This window comes from Pseudomonas sp. F9001, from assembly GCF_013385435.1.
Classification (GTDB): domain Bacteria; phylum Pseudomonadota; class Gammaproteobacteria; order Pseudomonadales; family Pseudomonadaceae; genus Aquipseudomonas.
This window is the reverse complement of record NZ_JACAPX010000036.1, coordinates 26,555-44,403: the sequence shown is the minus strand read 5'-3', so window position 1 is coordinate 44,403 and position 17,849 is coordinate 26,555. Positions and strand designations below refer to the sequence as shown.

Below are 17,849 nucleotides of genomic sequence, written 5' to 3'. Positions count from 1 at the left end.
AGCCTCGCGAGCCTTGTTTTCCGGGCCTGCGAGCCTGCTTTCAGAATTTCAGGTGGTTTTATGGACAGCATCAACAGCCGCATCGCCGAGGAACTCGGCGTACGCCCACAACAGGTCGAAGCGGCCGTCGCTCTACTGGATGAAGGCTCCACAGTGCCCTTCATCGCCCGTTACCGTAAAGAAGTCACCGGCAGCCTCGATGATATCCAGTTGCGGCATCTGGAAGAGCGCCTGCGCTACCTGCGAGAACTCGACGAACGGCGTATCAGCATCCTCGCCAGCATTGAAGAGCAAGGCAAGCTGACCCCGCAGCTGGAACGCGACATCAAGCTCGCCGACACCAAGACCCGCCTCGAAGACTTGTACCTGCCGTACAAGCAGAAGCGCCGCACCAAGGGCCAGATCGCCCTGGAAGCCGGCCTCGGCGAGCTGGCCGACGGTCTGTTCAACGACCCGTCCCTGGCCCCGGAAACCGAAGCTGCACGCTTTGTCGATGCCGAAAAAGGCGTGGCCGACGTCAAGGCCGCCCTCGAAGGCGCCAAGTACATCCTCATGGAGCGCTTCGCCGAAGACGCCAACCTGCTGGAAAAACTGCGCAACTACCTGAAGCAGGAAGCCACCCTCAGTGCCCGCGTAATCGCCGGCAAGGAAGAGGAAGGCGCCAAGTTCCGCGATTACTTCGAACACGACGAGCCGCTGAAAAGCATGCCGTCCCACCGTGCACTGGCGATTTTCCGCGGCCGCAACGAAGGCATCCTGAGCTCCGCGCTGAAAGTCGGCGACGAGCTGCCAGGCACCATGCACCCGTGCGAAGGCATGATCGGTCAACAGTTCGGCATCCAGAATCAGAATCGTCCTGCGGACAAGTGGCTCAGTGAGGTCGTGCGCTGGACCTGGAAGGTCAAGCTCTACACCCACCTCGAAACCGACCTGCTGGGCGAGTTGCGCGACGGCGCCGAAACCGAAGCCATCAGCGTATTCGCCCACAACCTGCACGACCTGCTGCTGGCCGCACCCGCCGGCCCACGCGCGACCCTGGGCCTCGACCCGGGCCTGCGCACCGGCTGCAAGGTTGCCGTGGTCGACGCCACCGGCAAGCTGCTGGATCACGCCACGGTTTACCCCCACGTGCCGCACAACAAGTGGGACCAGACCATCGCCATCCTGGCCGCCCTGTGCGCCAAGCACTCGGTGGACCTGATTGCCATCGGCAACGGCACCGCCAGCCGTGAAACCGACAAGCTGGCCGCCGAGCTGATCAAAAAATACCCAGGCATGCAGATGACCAAGGTGATGGTCTCCGAGGCCGGCGCTTCGGTGTACTCCGCGTCTGAACTGGCTTCCAAGGAATTCCCGGACCTCGACGTGTCGATCCGTGGCGCAGTGTCCATCGCTCGCCGCCTGCAGGACCCACTGGCCGAGCTGGTGAAGATCGACCCGAAATCCATCGGCGTCGGCCAGTACCAGCACGACGTGTCGCAGCTGAAACTGGCTCGCGGCCTGGACGCCGTGGTTGAAGACTGCGTGAACGCCGTGGGCGTGGACGTAAACACCGCTTCGGTTGCGCTGCTGGCCCGCATCTCCGGTCTCAACGCCACCCTGGCGCAGAACATCGTGACCCACCGCGACGAAAACGGTGCGTTCAAGACCCGTGCAGCACTGAAAAAAGTCGCACGCCTTGGCGAAAAAACCTTCGAGCAAGCCGCCGGCTTCCTGCGCGTCATGAACGGTGACAACCCGCTGGACTCCTCGGCTGTCCATCCGGAAGCCTACCCGCTGGTACAACGCATCGCCGCTGAAACCGACCGCGACATCCGCTCGCTGATCGGCGACGCCGCATTCCTCAAGCGCCTGGACCCGAAGAAGTACACCGACGAAACCTTCGGCGTGCCGACCATCACCGACATCCTGCAAGAGCTGGAAAAACCTGGCCGCGACCCGCGTCCCGAGTTCAAGACCGCCGAATTCCAGGAAGGCGTCGAAGACCTCAAGGACCTGCAACTGGGGATGATCCTCGAAGGCGTGGTGACCAACGTGACCAACTTCGGCGCGTTTGTGGATATCGGCGTGCATCAGGACGGTTTGGTGCACATCTCTGCGCTTTCGGAGAAGTTCATCAAGGACCCGCGTGAAGCGGTGAAAGCCGGTGATGTGGTCAAGGTCAAGGTCATGGAAGTCGACATCCCGCGCAAACGCGTCGGCCTGTCGATGCGCATGAGCGACACCCCGGGCGAGAAAATCGACGGTGCCCGCGGCGCACGCCCGGGCTCGGCGCCACGCCAGTCCCAAGGCGCCGCCCCCCGCAAGGAAACCGCTGCGCCAGCCCCGGCCAACAACGCCATGGCTTCGCTGTTCGCCAACGCCAAACAACTGAAGAAACGTTAATGGAACTGCCAGCCGGCTTGACCCACAGCGCGTTCAGCGAACTCATTGGCTGCCGCCTGCAGCGCCTGGAAACCGGTGTTGCCGAGGTGGCCTTGACCCTGGAACCGCAGTTGCGCAACCGCGCTGGCAAGCTCCATGGCGGGGCGATCTTCAGCCTGGTGGACATTGCCATGGGGCTGGCGTGTTCCAGCTCCCATGGTTTCGACCAGCAGAGCGCGACCATCGAATGCAAGATCAACTACATCCGCGCCGTTTCCGACGGCGATGTGCTGTGCACCGCCCGGGTGATTCACCCGGGCCGGCGCACGCTGGTGGTCGAGGCGGACGTGTACCAGGACGAAAAACTGGTCGCAAAAGCACAAGGCACCTTCGCTGTCCTATAGCTCCCTGTCATCGATTTGAGTTAATTTCGGCGCTTCGAAAGTTGCGCCGAACTTTTCCTCGTGCGCGATAGCCAGATTCAGGGACGAGGGCGGCTCTTTCAGAGTGGGTCAATCCGGCTCAAAAACCAGGCGATAACGCCAGTTTCCACTTCACCCTTGTAGACCGTCCTGACCACCCCCATATTGGGGCGACTGACGCGTGAAGGAATCCAACTTGAGCGAACTTCTCAACCGCCGCCTGGCCCTGCTCGGCAAGCACGAACACCTCTCTTTGCTCGAGCAATGCCTGCACGGCATCGAGCGCGAATGCCTGCGCGTCACCGGTGAAGGCCGACTGGCACAAACGCCGCATCCCGAGGCCCTGGGCGCTGCACTGACCCACGAACAGATCACCACCGACTATTCCGAGTCGCTGCTTGAGTTCATCACGCCGGCGTTGCCCAACCCGGCCGATACCCTGAGCAGCCTCGACAAGATCCACCGTTTTGCCTACAGCAAGCTCGGCAGCGAGTACCTGTGGAGTCCATCGATGCCGTGCCCGTTGCCGGCCGAGGAAGATATTCCGATTGCCTACTACGGCACCTCCAACATCGGACAGCTCAAGTACGTGTATCGCAAGGGCCTGGCCCTGCGGTACGGCAAGACCATGCAGTGCATCGCCGGGATCCACTACAACTTTTCCCTGCCGGAAGACCTCTGGCCGTTGCTCAAGGAAGCCGAAGGCTTTGTGGGCACCGACCGGGATTACCAGTCCACGGCCTATATCGCGCTGATCCGTAACTTCCGCCGCTACAGCTGGCTGCTGATGTACCTGTTCGGCGCCTCGCCGGCCCTGGACGCGGGTTTCCTGCGCGGTCGCTCGCACCAGCTCGAAGTGCTGGACGCCGACACCCTGTACCTGCCGTACGCCACCAGCCTGCGCATGAGCGACCTGGGTTACCAGAGCAACGCCCAGGCCGGCCTGACGCCGTGCTACAACGACCTGGCGAGCTACACCGACAGCCTGCGCGAAGCTGTGGCAACGCCCTACGCACCGTACGTCGAAGTCGGTACCCATAAGGACGGTGAGTGGGTTCAGCTCAACACCAACATCCTGCAGATCGAAAACGAGTACTACTCCAACATCCGGCCCAAGCGCGTGACCTACACCGGCGAACGGCCGATCCAGGCGCTGATGGCCCGTGGCATCCAGTACATCGAAGTGCGTTGCCTGGACATCAACCCGTTCCTGCCGATGGGCATCGACTTGCAAGAGTCGCGCTTCCTCGATGCGTTCCTGCTGTATTGCGCGCTGAATGACAGCCCGCTGTTCGCCGACAATGAGTGCGGCAACGCCACCTCCAACTTCCTCAGCGTGGTCAAGGAAGGCCGCCGTCCGGGCCTGCAATTGCAGCGCCGTGGCGAATCGGTGGACATGAAGGAATGGGCGGCAGAGCTGCTGGAGCAGATTGCTCCGCTGGCGGCGATGCTGGACCAGAGCCAGGGCATCAATGAACACAGCCAGGCGCTGGACGCGCAGCTGGCGAAGGTCAAGGATTCGTCCCTGACCCCGTCGGCCCAGGTGCTCGCGGCGATGAGCGAGCGTAAAGAGAGCTTTGCGCAGTTCTCGCTGCATCAGAGCCAGGTGCATGCGGAGTACTTCCGCAGCGAGCCGTTGAAGGCTGAGGAACAGGCACGCTTTGAGGAGCTGGCGCGCAGTTCGCTGGCGCAGCAGGCGGAGCTTGAGCAGAACGAAGTGGGTGATTTTGACGTGTTTGTCGGGTCGTACCAGGCGAGCATCCTCGCCATCAGCAACTAAAAGCCTGACACAAAACCCTGTGGGGGCCGGGCTCTTGTGGGAGCCGGGCTTGCCCGCGATGCAGGCGCCGCGGTATTTCATCAGTACCGAGTCGATGCTATCGCAGGCAAGCCCGCTCCCACATTTGGCCTATGCGCCTTCTAGCCTGGCGCGCGAGTTTCTCCTCATAAGCTAATTCGAAAATGTTATTTATTTTCGGATTCTTAGATCATTTAGTCTTCTCGCACGCCGACCTCCGGCCGCCTGATGAGGACTTCCCCCTTGAAACTGCACTTCCCCCTTCGCCTCTTGGCGGCGTTGTCCCTGGCCGGTGCCAGCCTGTTTGCCCAGGCCGCCGACGTGACCATCGCTTACCAGACCACCGTTGACCCGGCGAAAGTCGCTCAGGCCGACGGCGCGTACGAAAAAGCCACCAACGCCAAGATCGACTGGCGCAAATTCGACAACGGTGCCGACATCATCGCCGCCATCGCTTCCGGTGACGTGCAGATCGGCTACCTCGGTTCCAGCCCGCTGACCGCTGCCGTGACCCGCAAGGTTCCGGTGGAAACCTTCCTGATCGCCACCCAGATCGGCGGGGCCGAGGCCCTGGTGGCCCGCAACGGTTCCGGGATCAACAGCCCGCAGGACCTGATCGGCAAGAAAGTCGCCGTGCCATTCGTTTCCACCGGCCACTACAGCCTGCTGGCCGCGTTGAAGCACTGGAACATCGACCCGTCCAAAGTGACCATCCTCAACCTCGCCCCGCCGGCCATCATCGCCGCCTGGAAACGTGGTGATATCGACGCCACCTACGTGTGGGACCCAGCGCTTGGCGTGGCCAAGGAAAACGGCAAGGTGCTGATCACCTCCGGCGAACTGGCCAAGTTCGGCGCGCCGACCTTCGATGCCTGGATCGTGCGTAAGGATTTCGCCGAGAAGCACCCGGAAATCGTCACGGCTTTTGCCAAGGTCACCCTGGATGCCTACGCCGCTTACCGCAAAGACCCACAAGCCTGGCTGGCTGACAAAGGCAACGTCGACAAACTGGTGAAGCTCTCCGGGGCCAAGGCCAGCGACATTCCGCTGCTGCTGCAAGGCAACGTCTACCCGCTGGCGGCTGACCAGGTCGCCCTGCTCGGCGCACCGACCACCAAGGCTGTCACCGACACCGCCGCATTCCTCAAGGAACAAGGCAAGGTCGACGCCGTACTGCCGGACTACGCCCCGTACGTCAGCCCGAAGTTCATCACTAACTGATACCAGGAGTTAACCGCGATGGCCTTGCTACAACTGGAGCGCATCAGCGCACAGTACCCAGGCAGCCCGGAGCCAGTGCTGGCAGATATTTCCCTGAGCCTTGGGCCCCAGCAATTGCTGGTGGCCCTCGGCCCTTCCGGCAGTGGCAAGACTTCGCTGTTGAACCTGATTGCCGGCTTTGTCGAACCCAGCGCCGGGCGCATCACCCTTGACGGTGTGCCGGTAAAAGGACCGAGCGCCGAACGCGGCGTGGTGTTCCAGGACGACGCCCTGCTGCCCTGGCAGGACGTGCTGGCCAACGTCGGCTTCGGCCTGGAGTTGGCAGGCGTGCCCAAGGACCAGCGGGAAATCCGCGCCCGGGAAATGCTCGCCCTGGTGGACCTCGCCGGTTTCGACAGCCGTCGTATCTGGCAACTCTCCGGTGGCCAGAAGCAACGTGTCGGACTGGCTCGTGCATTGGCTGCCGACCCCCGCGTACTGCTGATGGACGAACCCTTCGGCGCCCTTGATGCCTTCACCCGCGAACAGATGCAGGAGCTGTTGCTGCAAGTCTGGCGGCGCACGGCCAAACCGGTATTCCTGATTACCCACGACATCGAAGAAGCGGTGTTCCTCGCCACGGATTTGATTCTGCTGGCGCCCAACCCCGGCCAGATCGTCGAGCGCCTGAGCCTGGACTTCGGCCAGCGCTACGCCGCCGGTGAGTCGGCACGCGCGATCAAGTCCGACCCGCGCTTTATCGAAACCCGCGAACACGTGCTGGGCAAGGTGTTCTCCCAACGGCAGGTGTCCGCATGAGCAGTTACGAATTACCGGCCACGGCCACCAAGCCGGCGAGCAAACCCGTCGTGCCCGTACGCCGCAGCCTGAGCACCCGCTGGATCAGCGTGCTGACCCTGGTGACCCTGGTTGCCATCTGGTGGGCCGTGACCGCCAGCGGGCTGATCGAGCCGCTGTTCCTGCCACCGCCTTCGGCCGTGCTGCAAAAAGGCTGGCTGCTGGCGACCACCGGCTATATGGATTCCACCCTGTGGCAGCACCTGGGCGCGAGCCTCAAGCGCATCGGCCTGGGCCTCGGCTTTGCCGTGCTGACCGCTGTGCCGGTGGGGATTGCCATCGGTTCCAACCGCATCGCCCGGGGCATTCTGGATCCGCTGATCGAGTTTTACCGCCCGATCCCGCCGCTGGCTTACCTGCCGCTGATCGTGATCTGGTGCGGCATCGGCGAGCTGTCCAAGGTGTTGCTGATCTACCTGGCGATTTTTGCGCCGATCGCCATCGCGACCGCCACCGGCGTACGTACCGTCGACCCGGCCAAACTGCGCGCCGCGCAGTCGTTGGGCGCTACCCGGGCACAACTGATTCGCCATGTGATCCTGCCGAGCGCCCTGCCCGACATCCTCACCGGCGTGCGGATTGGCCTGGGCGTGGGTTGGTCGACCCTGGTAGCCGCAGAATTGATCGCGGCCACCAGCGGCCTGGGCTTCATGGTGCAGTCCGCCGCGCAATTCCTGGTCACCGACGTGGTGGTGCTGGGGATTCTGGTGATCGCGCTGATCGCCTTCGCCATGGAAATGGGCTTGCGTGCCCTGCAGCGCAAACTGGTGCCGTGGCATGGCCAGGCACACTGAAAAATTTTCGACGAGAATCCCATGAGCAGCCTGACCGTAACACCTCTCAGCACCGCCCTTGGCGCCCAGATCAGTGGCGTCGACATCACCCAACCGTTGAACATTGAAGACCGCGACGCCATCGAACAGGCGCTGCTCAAGCATTCGGTGCTGTTCTTCCGTAACCAGCCAATCAACCCGCAGCAACAGGCGCGGTTCGCGGCGAATTTCGGCGACCTGCACATTCACCCGATCTACCCCAACGTGCCGGAGCAGCCTGAAGTGCTGATCCTCGACACCGCCGTGACCGACGTGCGCGACAACGCCATCTGGCACACCGACGTGACCTTCCTGCCCACCCCGGCCCTCGGTGCGGTACTGAGCGCCAAGCTGCTGCCGGAGTTTGGTGGCGATACGTTGTGGGCCAGCGGGATTGCCGCGTATGAGGCGTTGTCCGAGCCGTTCAAGAAGCTGTTGGACGGTTTGACGGCAACCCATGACTTCACCCGCTCCTTCCCGCTGGAGCGTTACGGCAACACGCCGGAAGATTTGGCGCGCTGGGAAGAAGCCCGGCGCAAGAACCCGCCGCTGTCTCACCCGGTGATTCGTACGCACCCGGTGAGCGGGCGTAAGTCGCTGTTCGTCAGCGAGGGGTTCACCAGCAAGATCAACGAACTGGAGCCGGCGGAAAGCGACGTGGTGTTGAAGCTGCTGTTTGCCCATGCAACACGGCCGGAATTCACCATTCGCTGGCGTTGGCAGGAAAATGACGTGGCGTTCTGGGATAACCGCGTGACCCAGCATTACGCGGTGGATGATTACCGGCCGCAGCGGCGGGTGATGCATCGGGCGACGATTCTTGGAGATGTGCCGTTCTAGCAGGCACACCACAAATCAAATGTGGGAGCGGGCTTGCTCGCGAAAGCGGTGAATCAGTCGACATATCCAGTGACTGACACTCCGCTTTCGCGAGCAAGCCCGCTCCCACATTGGGTAGAGGTTGATGCCGGAATCGGGCTCTACCGCTTATTCAGCCGTAGACGGCTTCTCCCACAGGTTAATCCCGCCTTCCTGGGCAAACCGATCAATCTCCGCCAGCTCCTGCGCGCTGAAGCTCAGGTTCTGCAACGCACCGACGTTTTCAATGATCTGCTCCGGCCGGCTCGCGCCGATCAGGGCGCTGGTGACCCGTGGATCACGCAACGTCCACGCCAACGCCATCTGCGCCAGGCTCTGGCCACGGCGCTTGGCAATTTCATTCAGCGCGCGGGCGTGGGCGATGTTGGCCTCGGACAAGTGCTTGGCCTGCAACGAACCACCCCCCGGACGATTGACCCGCGCATCCGCCGGTACGCCGTTGAGGTATTTGTCGGTCAGCAGGCCCTGGGCCAATGGCGTGAACGCGATCACCCCGGCACCGAGTTCTTCGGTGACGTCCAGCAGGTCTTTTTCCACCCAGCGGTTGAGCAGGTTGTAGGCCGGCTGGTGGATCAGCAGCGGGACTTTCCACTCCTGGAGCAGCGCCGCAATTTCCCGGGTTTTCACGCCGGAGTAGGACGAAATCCCGATGTACAACGCCTTGCCCTGTTGCACGGCGGTGGCCAGTGCGCTGGCGGTTTCTTCCAGCGGGGTGTCGGCATCAAAACGGTGGGAGTAGAAGATGTCCACGTAGTCGACGCCCAGGCGTTGCAGGCTCTGGTCGAGGCTCGCCAGCACGTACTTGCGCGAACCGCCGCCCTGGCCATAAGGGCCCGGCCACATGTCCCAGCCCGCCTTGCTGGAGATGATCAGTTCATCGCGGTAATGCTTGAAGTCTTCCCGCAGCAAACGACCGAAGTTGATCTCGGCGCTGCCGTATGGAGGGCCGTAGTTGTTGGCCAGGTCGAAGTGGTTGATACCCAGGTCGAACGCGGTGCGCAGCAAGGCGCGCTGGGTATCGATCGGGGTGCTGTCGCCAAAGTTGTGCCACAGCCCCAGGGACAGTGCCGGCAGCACCAGTCCGCTGCGACCTACGCGGCGGTAAGGAATAGATTCATAGCGGTTTTCGGCAGCAATGTAAGTCATCGAATCCTCTCTTGGACTTGGGGCAAATAAGGCCCGGGAATAAGCATATTCCCGGGCCTTTTAAGCAGCTGAATCGCTTAAGTCTGCCTATCCCTTTTACAGCAAAGTCCTACCAGAGTGGAACGACGTAGCTTACATAGAAGCGGTTTTCATCTTGCACCGTGGCACCGGTGATATCCGGGCTGGCGTGGGCATTTCGCCAGGTTACGCCGAGGCCTTTGAGGGTGCCGGTGGGCACCTGGTAAGCCACGGTGACGTTACGTTCCCATTCACTGGTAGTGCCTTGGGTGGTGCGGATGTCATCACCGTGGGCGTAGGACGTGGCGAAGGTCAGGCCGTTAAGGCCGAGTTTGCCGAAGTCATATTTGTACTGCGCCAGCCAGGTGCGCTCGCCGGCATGCTGGAATTTGTTCAGTTGCATGTTGGTGAGTGCCGGGGTGTCGGCGCCCGAGCCCGGGCCCTGGTTGCTGGCACCGCTGTTCAGGCCGGAATCCAGGTACGGGAAGTCGCTGTCGCCGCTGTTTTTCTGGATGCCCAGGCCGACGGTATGGCCGTCCAGGCTGTAGCTTTCCAACAGGCTGACGGTGGACTGGTTGATGCGGCCCTTGGAGGTGCCATCGCCGTAGAGACCCGCCGCGGAATAGTCTTTGTCGCCCGCGGCGTTTTCACCCACACCCAGGCTGCGGTACAGGCGCACGTCGGTGTCGATCGCGCCGACAGGCAGGGCGTCATGACGCTTGGCACCGAGGAAGAACTGCTGGTAGTAATCCTCAAGGTTGGAGTACCACAGGCTGACGGTGGTGTCCGGCAAACCTTTGTAGTCCGCACCGCCGTAGAGGAAGCGATCGCTCTCTTTGGTGCCGCCGGCGGTGATCATGCCCTGGTCGCCGGTTTCGTTGCGGATCTTGGTCTTGAGGATGTCACCGGCGGTAAAGGTGAAGTCGGTCAAGTCCTTGGAAACCAACTGCACGCCGGTGTTGGTCTGCTGGTACAGGCGGCCGTCGGTGTTGGCCAGCACCGGGTTGTTGCCGTACAGCGTACCGACGCGCAATTCATCCTGGGCGAAGCGCATCTTGAAGGTCGGGCTGAGCACGCCGAACTGGTCGGCCGACTTGCCGTTATCCAGCGGGAACATGCTGCCGGGGTAGCGGCCCTGGTGATCCTTGTCATTGAGGTCGCCGCCGGAGTCCAGTTTCAAACCGTAGAACGCCTGCAGGTCCAGGCCAAAGCCCACCGGCCCATCGGTGTAGCCGGACTTGAAATTGAACTCAAAACCCTGGCCCCAATCGCGGATGCTGTGGGCCTTGTTATTGCTGTTCACCACATCGCGCCCCTGCTGGTTGAGGTAGCGGTTGAGCAGGGTCACGTCGGCGTGGCTGTCATCGATAAAATCGGCGTGGGCGGACAGCATAAAGCTCGCCATGGCGGCACCCACCATGGGGCTTAATAACGTCTTCATTGGTACCGGTCTCCGTCACTGTTCTGAAATGAAAGCGTCAAACGCTTCACACAATTAGGCGATGGCCATGTGACAGTTCGGAGTCAAAACACCCTTTACCCGGATGAAATTAAATTTAAGAAACCCAGTAAAGACGCGGGTTAGCGGGCAGTGGCGAAGATTTCGGCGAGCCAATCGACGAACACCCGCACCCTCGGCGACATGTGTCGGTTTTGCGGGTAGAGCACCGAAACCGGCATGGGCGGCGGTGGTGTATCAATGAGGATTTCCTGCATCACGCCCTGGTTGATCAGCTCGGCGATGCGGTAGTGCGGGCACTGGATAATGCCCAGTCCGGCGACTGCGCTGGCGGCATAAATCTCTGCACCGAACACCGACAGCGCCCCCTCGATGGTCACTTCCTGCACCTGGCCGTCGACCATGAATTCGAAGGGGAACAGCTTCGCGGTGGTGCGTGAAACATAGTTCACCGCACGGTGCTCGCCCAGGTCGGCGAGGCGCTTCGGCTCGCCGTATTTGCGCAGGTAGGCCGGGCTCGCGCAGGTCACCTGGCGCAGCGTCGCAACCCGGCGACCGATCAACGCCGAATCCCCCAGGGTGCCCGCCCGCAGCACACAATCCACGCCTTCGGCGATCAGGTCGACGAAGCGGTCCGCCTCGCTGATGGACAGCTCGATTTCCGGGTAGCGCGCCATGAATTGCGGCAGCGCCGGAATCACGAAGTACTTGGCCAGGGTGCCGTGCAAATCCACCCGCAGGCGGCCCTTGGGGGCCACCGAACGGAAGGCCAGTTCCGCCTCTTCCAGCTCCGCCAGCAGTTGCACACAGCGCAGGTAATAGGCCTCGCCATCCAGCGTGGGGCGGACGCGGCGGGTGCTGCGTTCCAGCAGGCGCGTGCCGAGCCAGGCCTCGAACTGGTTGAGGGTGTGGGTCAGGGTGGCGCGCGGCAGGTTCAGGTCATCGGCCGCCAGCGTGAAGCTGCTGCGTTCGTAAATCCTCACGAACACTTTCATCGCTTTGACCTGGTCCACGGCGCGTCTCCATTGTTGGCGATTCTTGAACAGTCAAGGCAACTCTGGCGCATTTATCGGCCTGGGTAAACATGTGAATCTGCTTCCACACCCAACCACTCCCCCAAGGAAACCAGATCATGACTACCCAAGTTGCTATCGTTACCGGCGCCTCACGCGGCATCGGCGCCGTGGTTGCCAGACAACTGGCTGCCGACGGTTATGCCGTCGCCATCAACTACGCCAACAGCGCCATCGAAGCGTCAAGGCTGGTAGTGGAGTTGCGCCAGGCCGGCCACCAAGCCATAGCGATCCAGGGCGACGTGGCCAGCGCCGCCGACGTCAAGCGCCTGTTCGACGAGACCGAAGCCCAGCTGGGCAAGGTTGATGTGCTGATCAACAACGCCGGGATCCTCAAGGTGCTGCCGCTGGCCCAACACAGCGATGAGCTCTACAACCAGAACTTCGACATCCATACCCGCGGCACCTTCAACGCCCTGCGTGAAGCCGCCACCCGCCTGAACGACGGCGGGCGCATCGTCAATTTCTCCAGCAGCACCGTCGGCCTCAACTTCCCCGGTTATGCGGTGTACATCGCCAGCAAGGCGGCGGTGGAATCCCTGACCCAGGTGTTCGCCAAGGAAATGCGCGGCCGGCGCATCACCGTCAACGCCGTTGCCCCGGGGCCGGTGGCGACCGAACTGTTCCTGCATGGCAAAAGCGAAGAGCAGATCCAGGGCCTGGCCAAGATGGCACCGCTGGAACGCCTGGGCCAACCGGAAGATATCGCCAGCGTGGTGGCGTTCCTGGTGAGCCCGGCCGGTGGTTGGGTGAACGGGCAAATCCTGCGGGCCAATGGTGGTTTGGTCTGAAGGCCACGCAGCACTCACTCTACGACGCACTAATATTGTGGCGAGGGAGCTTGCTCCCGCTGGAGTGCGCAGCGCTCCCATCTTTTTTGGGGCCGCTGTGCAGCCCAGCGGGAGCAAGCTCCCTCGCCACAGGTTTGCTGTTCACGGAAAATCAGCGGGTATCAGGAGACGTCAGATATGCACACCGCCCTCGTCATCACCGCCGGCCTGATCCTCCTCGCGCTGATGCTGTTCATCGGCCAAAAGCTGGGCGTCAGCCGGCACATTCTGGCCTACAGCTTTGTCGGGATCTGGCTGGTGGTGTCGGTGGTGAACGGCGCGGTAGGTGTGGTCACTGCCGGCCAGCCCCTGGTCTCGGAGCTGGTGATCGGCAGCGGGGTATTCGGTGCGCCGTTGGTGGCACTGGCCCTGTTTATCAGGGCCTGAGCCTTAACGAACCAGGTGCAGGAACTGCATGTGCCGTTCGTACTGGTCGAGGATGTCGTTGATGATCTGCTCCTTGGTGTAGCCCACCAGATCGTAGTCCTGACTGCCCTCGCTCAAGTGCACTTCCGCCCGGTAGTAGCGGCGGTTGTTGAGCTGCTTGGAACCCATGCCGCCCCGTGCGAATGACGGGGTGAAATAGCCGCGCATCTGCACCTGATACACAAACGGGTGCTGCTCGCCGTGGCCGATCTCCAGGCTGACGCTGTCATTGGCCGGGTCAGGCTGGGTGACCACGTTGAGGCCTTTTTCGACAAACACCGCCGTCACTTCTTCGATGGCCGGGCGCACCGTGGTCTCGAGGAAACGGTACACCTCATCCCGTGACGGGAAATGCACCGCCTGGCTCAGGCGCTGGCGCCAACCGCCGGTGCCCTTGCGTGAGCCCGATACCGGCGCGAGGGAATGCATCTGCGCAATCTGCTTCTGCGACTCAAGGTAGAACGCCTTGTGCAGCCCCCACATCATCAGCAGCAGGATCATCGAGAACGGTAGCGAGGTCAGGACCACGGCCGACTTGAGCGAGTCGATGCTGCCGGCAAACAGCAGCGCGCTGGTCACCAACGCGGTCATCGCGCCCCAGAACACCCGCAGCCACTTCGGCCCGTCTTCATCGGCGTTGCCGCCTTTGGCCGACAAGGTCGAGAGCACCACCGTGCCGGAGTCGGCCGAGGTGACGAAGAACACGAAGCTGATAAACACCGTGACCGCGATCACCGTCTTGCTCCACGGGTAGGTTTCCAGCAGCAGGTAGAGGCTCATCGACGGGTCATCAATGGCCGACTGTCCCAGCGCCGTAAGGCCGTGGTTGAGTACCTGGTCGATGGCGCTGTTGCCGAAGATCGACATCCACGCCAGGGTGAAGCCCAGCGGGATCAACAGCACGCCGAACACAAATTCACGGATGGTACGACCGCGGGAAATGCGCGCGATAAACAGGCCTACGAACGGCGACCATGCGATCCACCAGGCCCAATAGAACACGGTCCAGCCGCCCAGCCAGTCGCTCGGTTTGTCGTAGGCGTAGAGGTCGAAACTCTTGGTCGGCAAGGCGCCGAGGTAGTCGCCGATGTTCTGGATCAGGGTGTTGAGCAAGTGCTGGGTAGGGCCGGCGAACAACACGAACAGCAGCAGCGCGCAGGCCAGCAGCATGTTGATGTCGGACATCACCCGCACGCCTTTATCGACACCGGAGACCGCCACCAGGATCGCCGCGCCCATCATCAAGGTGATGAGGCCGACCTGGATCCACTGGGTGTGGGCCACGCCGAACAGGTAATCGAGCCCGGAGTTGAGGTGCAACACGCCAAAGCCCATGTCGGCGCCGAGGCCGAACACCGTGGCGATGATGCCGAAGCCGTCCACCGCATAACCGATGGGGCCGTTGATGCGCTTGCCGATCAGCGGATACAGCGCCGAGCGCAACGCCAGCGGCAGGTTATGCCGGTAGGCGAAGTACGCCAGGGCCATGCCGACGAAGGCGAACACGCCCCAGCCATGCAGGCCCCAGTGCAGAAACAGGATCTGCATGGCCTGGCGCGCCGCGTCACCGTTCAGGGCCTCGCCCTGGGGCGGTTGCACCAGGTGAGTCAGGGGTTCGGACACGCAGAAGAAAAACAGCGTGATGCTGATCCCGGCGGCGAACAGCATGCCGGCCCAGGACAGGTAACTGAATTCGGGCTCGTCGTGGTCGGCACCGAGTTTGATCTTGCCGTAGCCCGATAACGCGGTGACCACCACGAAGACCAGATACAGGGTCATCGCCAGCATGTAGTACCAGCCGACCGTGTTGGCCGCCCAGTTTTGTGCGGCCAGCAGCCAGGCGCCGGCTTGTTCGGGAATCGCGATGACGGTCAGGCCGAACAGCAGGATGAAGCTCGCGGCGAAGTAAAACACCGGCGGATTCATGCGGACCAGACCGCTGGAAGGTGTGGACGATGCACTCATGTAGGGCGCACCTCAAGGGTATGGGATGTGGCTGTAAAAAACGGACTCAGCAAAGGTAAGCCTCCTGTTGTGAGCGGGCAGCGAACCACCGATTTAACTTGAACGAACAGTCAAGTTAAACATGGATAGGGGTTTGAGGACTAATCGCAGGGCCGAGTGGTAGGTGTTTCCTACACTAGCTCAAGGAAAGGTATGACGTATGGGGATGACGAAACGTTCAGCGATTGCTGAGTGAAATACGGCTCGAATTTGGGTAGTGCGGCTCAAATTTGGAATGCAGACAAAATGTGGGAGCGGGCTTGCTCGCGAATGCGGCGTGTCAGCCAACACTTCTGGCGACTGATACACCGCATTCGCGAGCAAGCCCGCTCCCACATTGGATCTGTGTGATCGTTAGAGAGGGAGCTGCTCTATTTCTGCGTCCCATCATCATGCTGCAGATTCGCCTGGGTCAGGTTCGCCCCCGCCGGCACACTGCGCGTCAGCCACACATTGCCGCCAATGGTCGAGCCCTTGCCAATCGTAATCCGCCCCAGGATCGTCGCCCCGGCATAGATCACCACATCATCCTCGACAATCGGATGCCGCGGATGGCCTTTCTGCAATTGCCCATCCTCATCCGCTGGGAAACGCTTGGCGCCCAATGTCACGGCCTGGTAGATCCGTACCCGCTCGCCGATGATCGCCGTCTCGCCAATCACCACACCCGTCCCGTGGTCGATAAAGAAGCTCGGGCCGATCTGCGCGCCCGGGTGAATATCAATCCCGGTCGCCGAATGCGCGATTTCCGCGCTGATGCGCGCCAGCAACGGCAAGCCTGCCCGATACAAGTGGTGCGCCAGGCGATGGTGAATCACCGCCAAAATCCCCGGGTAGCACAACAGCACTTCATCCACGCTGCGCGCCGCCGGGTCGCCGTGGTAGGCGGCGAGCACGTCGGTGTCCAACAGGCTGCGCAAGCCTGGCAACGCCAGGGCGAAATCCTGGATCAGGTGGATGGCATGGGCGTCGACTTCACTGTCATCCTGGCCACCTTGCCGCGCGGCATATCGCAGCTCCAGGCGCGCCTGGGCGAGCAATGCATTCAGCGCCACATCCAGCGTGTGGCCGACGTAGAAGTCTTCACTTTCTTCACGCAGGTCCACCGGCCCCAGACGCATGGGGAACAGCGCACCACACAACGCCTCGAGAATCTGCGCTACGGCTTCCCGTGAAGGCAGCTCGCGCCCGCCCTGCTCGCCGCTGACCCGGCCGTTGCGGGTGCGCCACTGGTCCCGGGCGCTGCGCAGCTGGCTGACGATGGTCTGTAATTGCCAATGACTGGAACGCTCACTCACGGTCTTCACTCCTGACGAAATGCCCATCACTTTACGGCAAGGAACCTGAGCGTCCTTAAGAACCAATAGTGCAATGCTAATAACCCGCCGACATAAGCGATTGGCGGTTGCCGACGCAAAAGTGCCTGCCTATAGTCCCAGCATCTCTGACCACCCGTGCGTAGCCATGATCAAACAACAGCTCGACCGCTTTAACCGTCTGGAACTGCTGGGCGGCGCCACCGCCCTGGAAAAACTCGAGCGGCTGTCGGCCTGGCTGGGGCGTGACGTCTACGTCAAACGCGACGACACCACGCCGCTGGCGATGGGCGGCAACAAGCTGCGCAAACTCGAATACCTCGCCGCCGATGCGCTGGCCCAGGGTGCCGACACCCTGGTGACCGCCGGCGCGATCCAGTCCAACCATGTACGCCAGACCGCTGCGCTGGCCGCCAAGCTGGGCCTGGGCTGCGTTGCCCTGCTGGAAAACCCGACGGGCACCGAAGACCCCAACTACCTGGCCAACGGCAACCGCCTGTTGCTGGAGCTGTTCGACGCCAAGGTCGAGTTGGTGGAGAACCTGGACAACGTCGACGACCAGCTCAACGCCCTCGCCGACCGCCTGCGCAGCAACGGCAAGAAACCGTACCTGGTGCCCATCGGCGGCTCCAACGCCCTCGGCGCCCTGGGTTACGTGCGCGCCGGGCTGGAGCTGGCCGGGCAGATTGAAGACAGCGGCATCCCGTTCTCCACCGTGGTCCTGGCCTCCGGCAGCGCCGGCACCCACAGCGGCCTGGCCCTGGCCCTGGCCGAAGTGCTGCCCGACTTGCAAGTGATTGGCATCACGGTGTCCCGTACCGACGAAGCCCAGCGCCCCAAGGTGCAGGGCCTGGCCGAACGTACCGCCGAACTGCTCGGCGTGCCGCTGCCGGACGCGTTCAAGGTGATCCTGTGGGACGAGTACTTCGCCCCCCGTTATGGCGAGCCGAGTGCCGGCACGCTGGCGGCGATCAAGCTGGTAGCCAGCCAGGAAGGCCTGCTGCTGGACCCGGTCTACACGGGCAAGGCCATGGCCGGGTTGCTGGATGGCATTGGACGCCAGCGCTTTGAAGAGGGGCCGATCATCTTCCTGCACACGGGTGGCGCACCGGCGTTGTTTGCTTATGATTCGAGCTTTTGATATTCCATAAAGAAATATCAATCTGATTTTATATTATTTTCAAGTCTTAAAAACCGGCTTTATAGTCGCGCCGTAGGCGAGCTTGATGGCGATACGCATGACT

General features: G+C 62.1%; 15 protein-coding genes. 10 read left to right on the top strand and 5 right to left on the bottom strand.

All coding sequences use genetic code 11. The annotated features are described in order from the left end of the window. Positions 1-60 precede the first annotated feature (60 nt). From HX818_RS26570 to tauD, 7 genes are all read left to right on the top strand, one after another. The gene (locus HX818_RS26570; RefSeq protein WP_102367889.1) at positions 61-2,385 is read left to right on the top strand and encodes a Tex family protein; all 2,325 of its coding nucleotides are present in this window, start codon (positions 61-63) and stop codon (positions 2,383-2,385) included. Then, entirely contained in the window at positions 2,385-2,768 is a 384-nt protein-coding gene (locus HX818_RS26565) for a PaaI family thioesterase (RefSeq protein WP_003213170.1), read from the top strand. Before HX818_RS26570 ends, HX818_RS26565 begins: the two co-directional genes overlap by 1 nt. A gap of 214 nt (positions 2,769-2,982) precedes the next feature. Then, positions 2,983-4,566, top strand: a complete 1,584-nt coding sequence (gshA, locus tag HX818_RS26560) for a glutamate--cysteine ligase (protein WP_008435798.1) — start codon at positions 2,983-2,985, stop codon at positions 4,564-4,566. 261 nt (positions 4,567-4,827) lie between these two features. Next, positions 4,828-5,805, top strand: coding sequence for a taurine ABC transporter substrate-binding protein (tauA, locus tag HX818_RS26555; RefSeq protein WP_177021020.1), 978 nt, complete (start codon positions 4,828-4,830; stop codon positions 5,803-5,805). Between the two features lie 18 nt (positions 5,806-5,823). Then, positions 5,824-6,603 carry a taurine ABC transporter ATP-binding subunit gene (gene tauB, locus HX818_RS26550; RefSeq protein WP_023659332.1) on the top strand — a complete coding sequence of 260 codons (780 nt, stop codon included), beginning with the start codon at positions 5,824-5,826 and terminating at the stop codon, positions 6,601-6,603. Next, positions 6,600-7,436, top strand: a complete 837-nt coding sequence (tauC, locus tag HX818_RS26545) for a taurine ABC transporter permease TauC (protein WP_003213163.1) — start codon at positions 6,600-6,602, stop codon at positions 7,434-7,436. The genes tauB and tauC overlap by 4 nt, the downstream gene beginning before the upstream one ends. A 21-nt stretch (positions 7,437-7,457) precedes the next feature. Then, entirely contained in the window at positions 7,458-8,294 is an 837-nt protein-coding gene (gene tauD, locus HX818_RS26540; protein WP_003213162.1) for a taurine dioxygenase, read from the top strand. Between the two features lie 147 nt (positions 8,295-8,441). On the opposite strand, the gene mgrA is transcribed toward tauD, so the two are convergent. The 3 genes from mgrA to HX818_RS26525 all read right to left on the bottom strand — a co-directional run bounded on the left by mgrA (position 8,442) and on the right by HX818_RS26525 (position 11,969). After that, complete coding sequence (gene mgrA, locus HX818_RS26535; protein WP_003211877.1) at positions 8,442-9,479, bottom strand: L-glyceraldehyde 3-phosphate reductase; 1,038 nt, start codon at positions 9,477-9,479, stop codon at positions 8,442-8,444. A gap of 109 nt (positions 9,480-9,588) precedes the next feature. Then, positions 9,589-10,917: an OprD family outer membrane porin gene (locus tag HX818_RS26530; protein WP_080673292.1), complete on the bottom strand. Its 1,329-nt coding sequence runs from the start codon at positions 10,915-10,917 to the stop codon at positions 9,589-9,591. Between the two features lie 161 nt (positions 10,918-11,078). Beyond that, the gene (locus tag HX818_RS26525; protein ID WP_008435806.1) at positions 11,079-11,969 is read right to left on the bottom strand and encodes a LysR family transcriptional regulator; all 891 of its coding nucleotides are present in this window, start codon (positions 11,967-11,969) and stop codon (positions 11,079-11,081) included. 119 nt (positions 11,970-12,088) lie between these two features. Between HX818_RS26525 and HX818_RS26520 the strand changes: the two genes are divergently transcribed. Both HX818_RS26520 and HX818_RS26515 read left to right on the top strand, forming a co-directional pair. Next, a complete protein-coding gene (locus HX818_RS26520; protein WP_177021019.1) occupies positions 12,089-12,820 on the top strand; it encodes an SDR family oxidoreductase in 732 nt (243 codons plus the stop codon). 177 nt (positions 12,821-12,997) lie between these two features. After that, entirely contained in the window at positions 12,998-13,246 is a 249-nt protein-coding gene (locus HX818_RS26515; RefSeq protein ID WP_003211868.1) for a hypothetical protein, read from the top strand. A gap of 3 nt (positions 13,247-13,249) precedes the next feature. On the opposite strand, the gene betT is transcribed toward HX818_RS26515, so the two are convergent. Further along, positions 13,250-15,211 (bottom strand): choline transporter BetT, encoded by a 1,962-nt coding sequence (gene betT / locus HX818_RS26510; RefSeq protein WP_003211865.1) that lies wholly within the window; start codon positions 15,209-15,211, stop codon positions 13,250-13,252. A 449-nt stretch (positions 15,212-15,660) separates the two neighbouring features. Further along, positions 15,661-16,587, bottom strand: a complete 927-nt coding sequence (gene epsC / locus HX818_RS26505; protein ID WP_003211862.1) for a serine O-acetyltransferase EpsC — start codon at positions 16,585-16,587, stop codon at positions 15,661-15,663. A 166-nt stretch (positions 16,588-16,753) separates the two neighbouring features. Here epsC and HX818_RS26500 point away from each other — a divergent pair, with 166 nt between their 5' ends. Then, the gene (locus HX818_RS26500) at positions 16,754-17,746 is read left to right on the top strand and encodes a D-cysteine desulfhydrase (RefSeq protein WP_003211860.1); all 993 of its coding nucleotides are present in this window, start codon (positions 16,754-16,756) and stop codon (positions 17,744-17,746) included. Positions 17,747-17,849 lie beyond the last annotated feature (103 nt).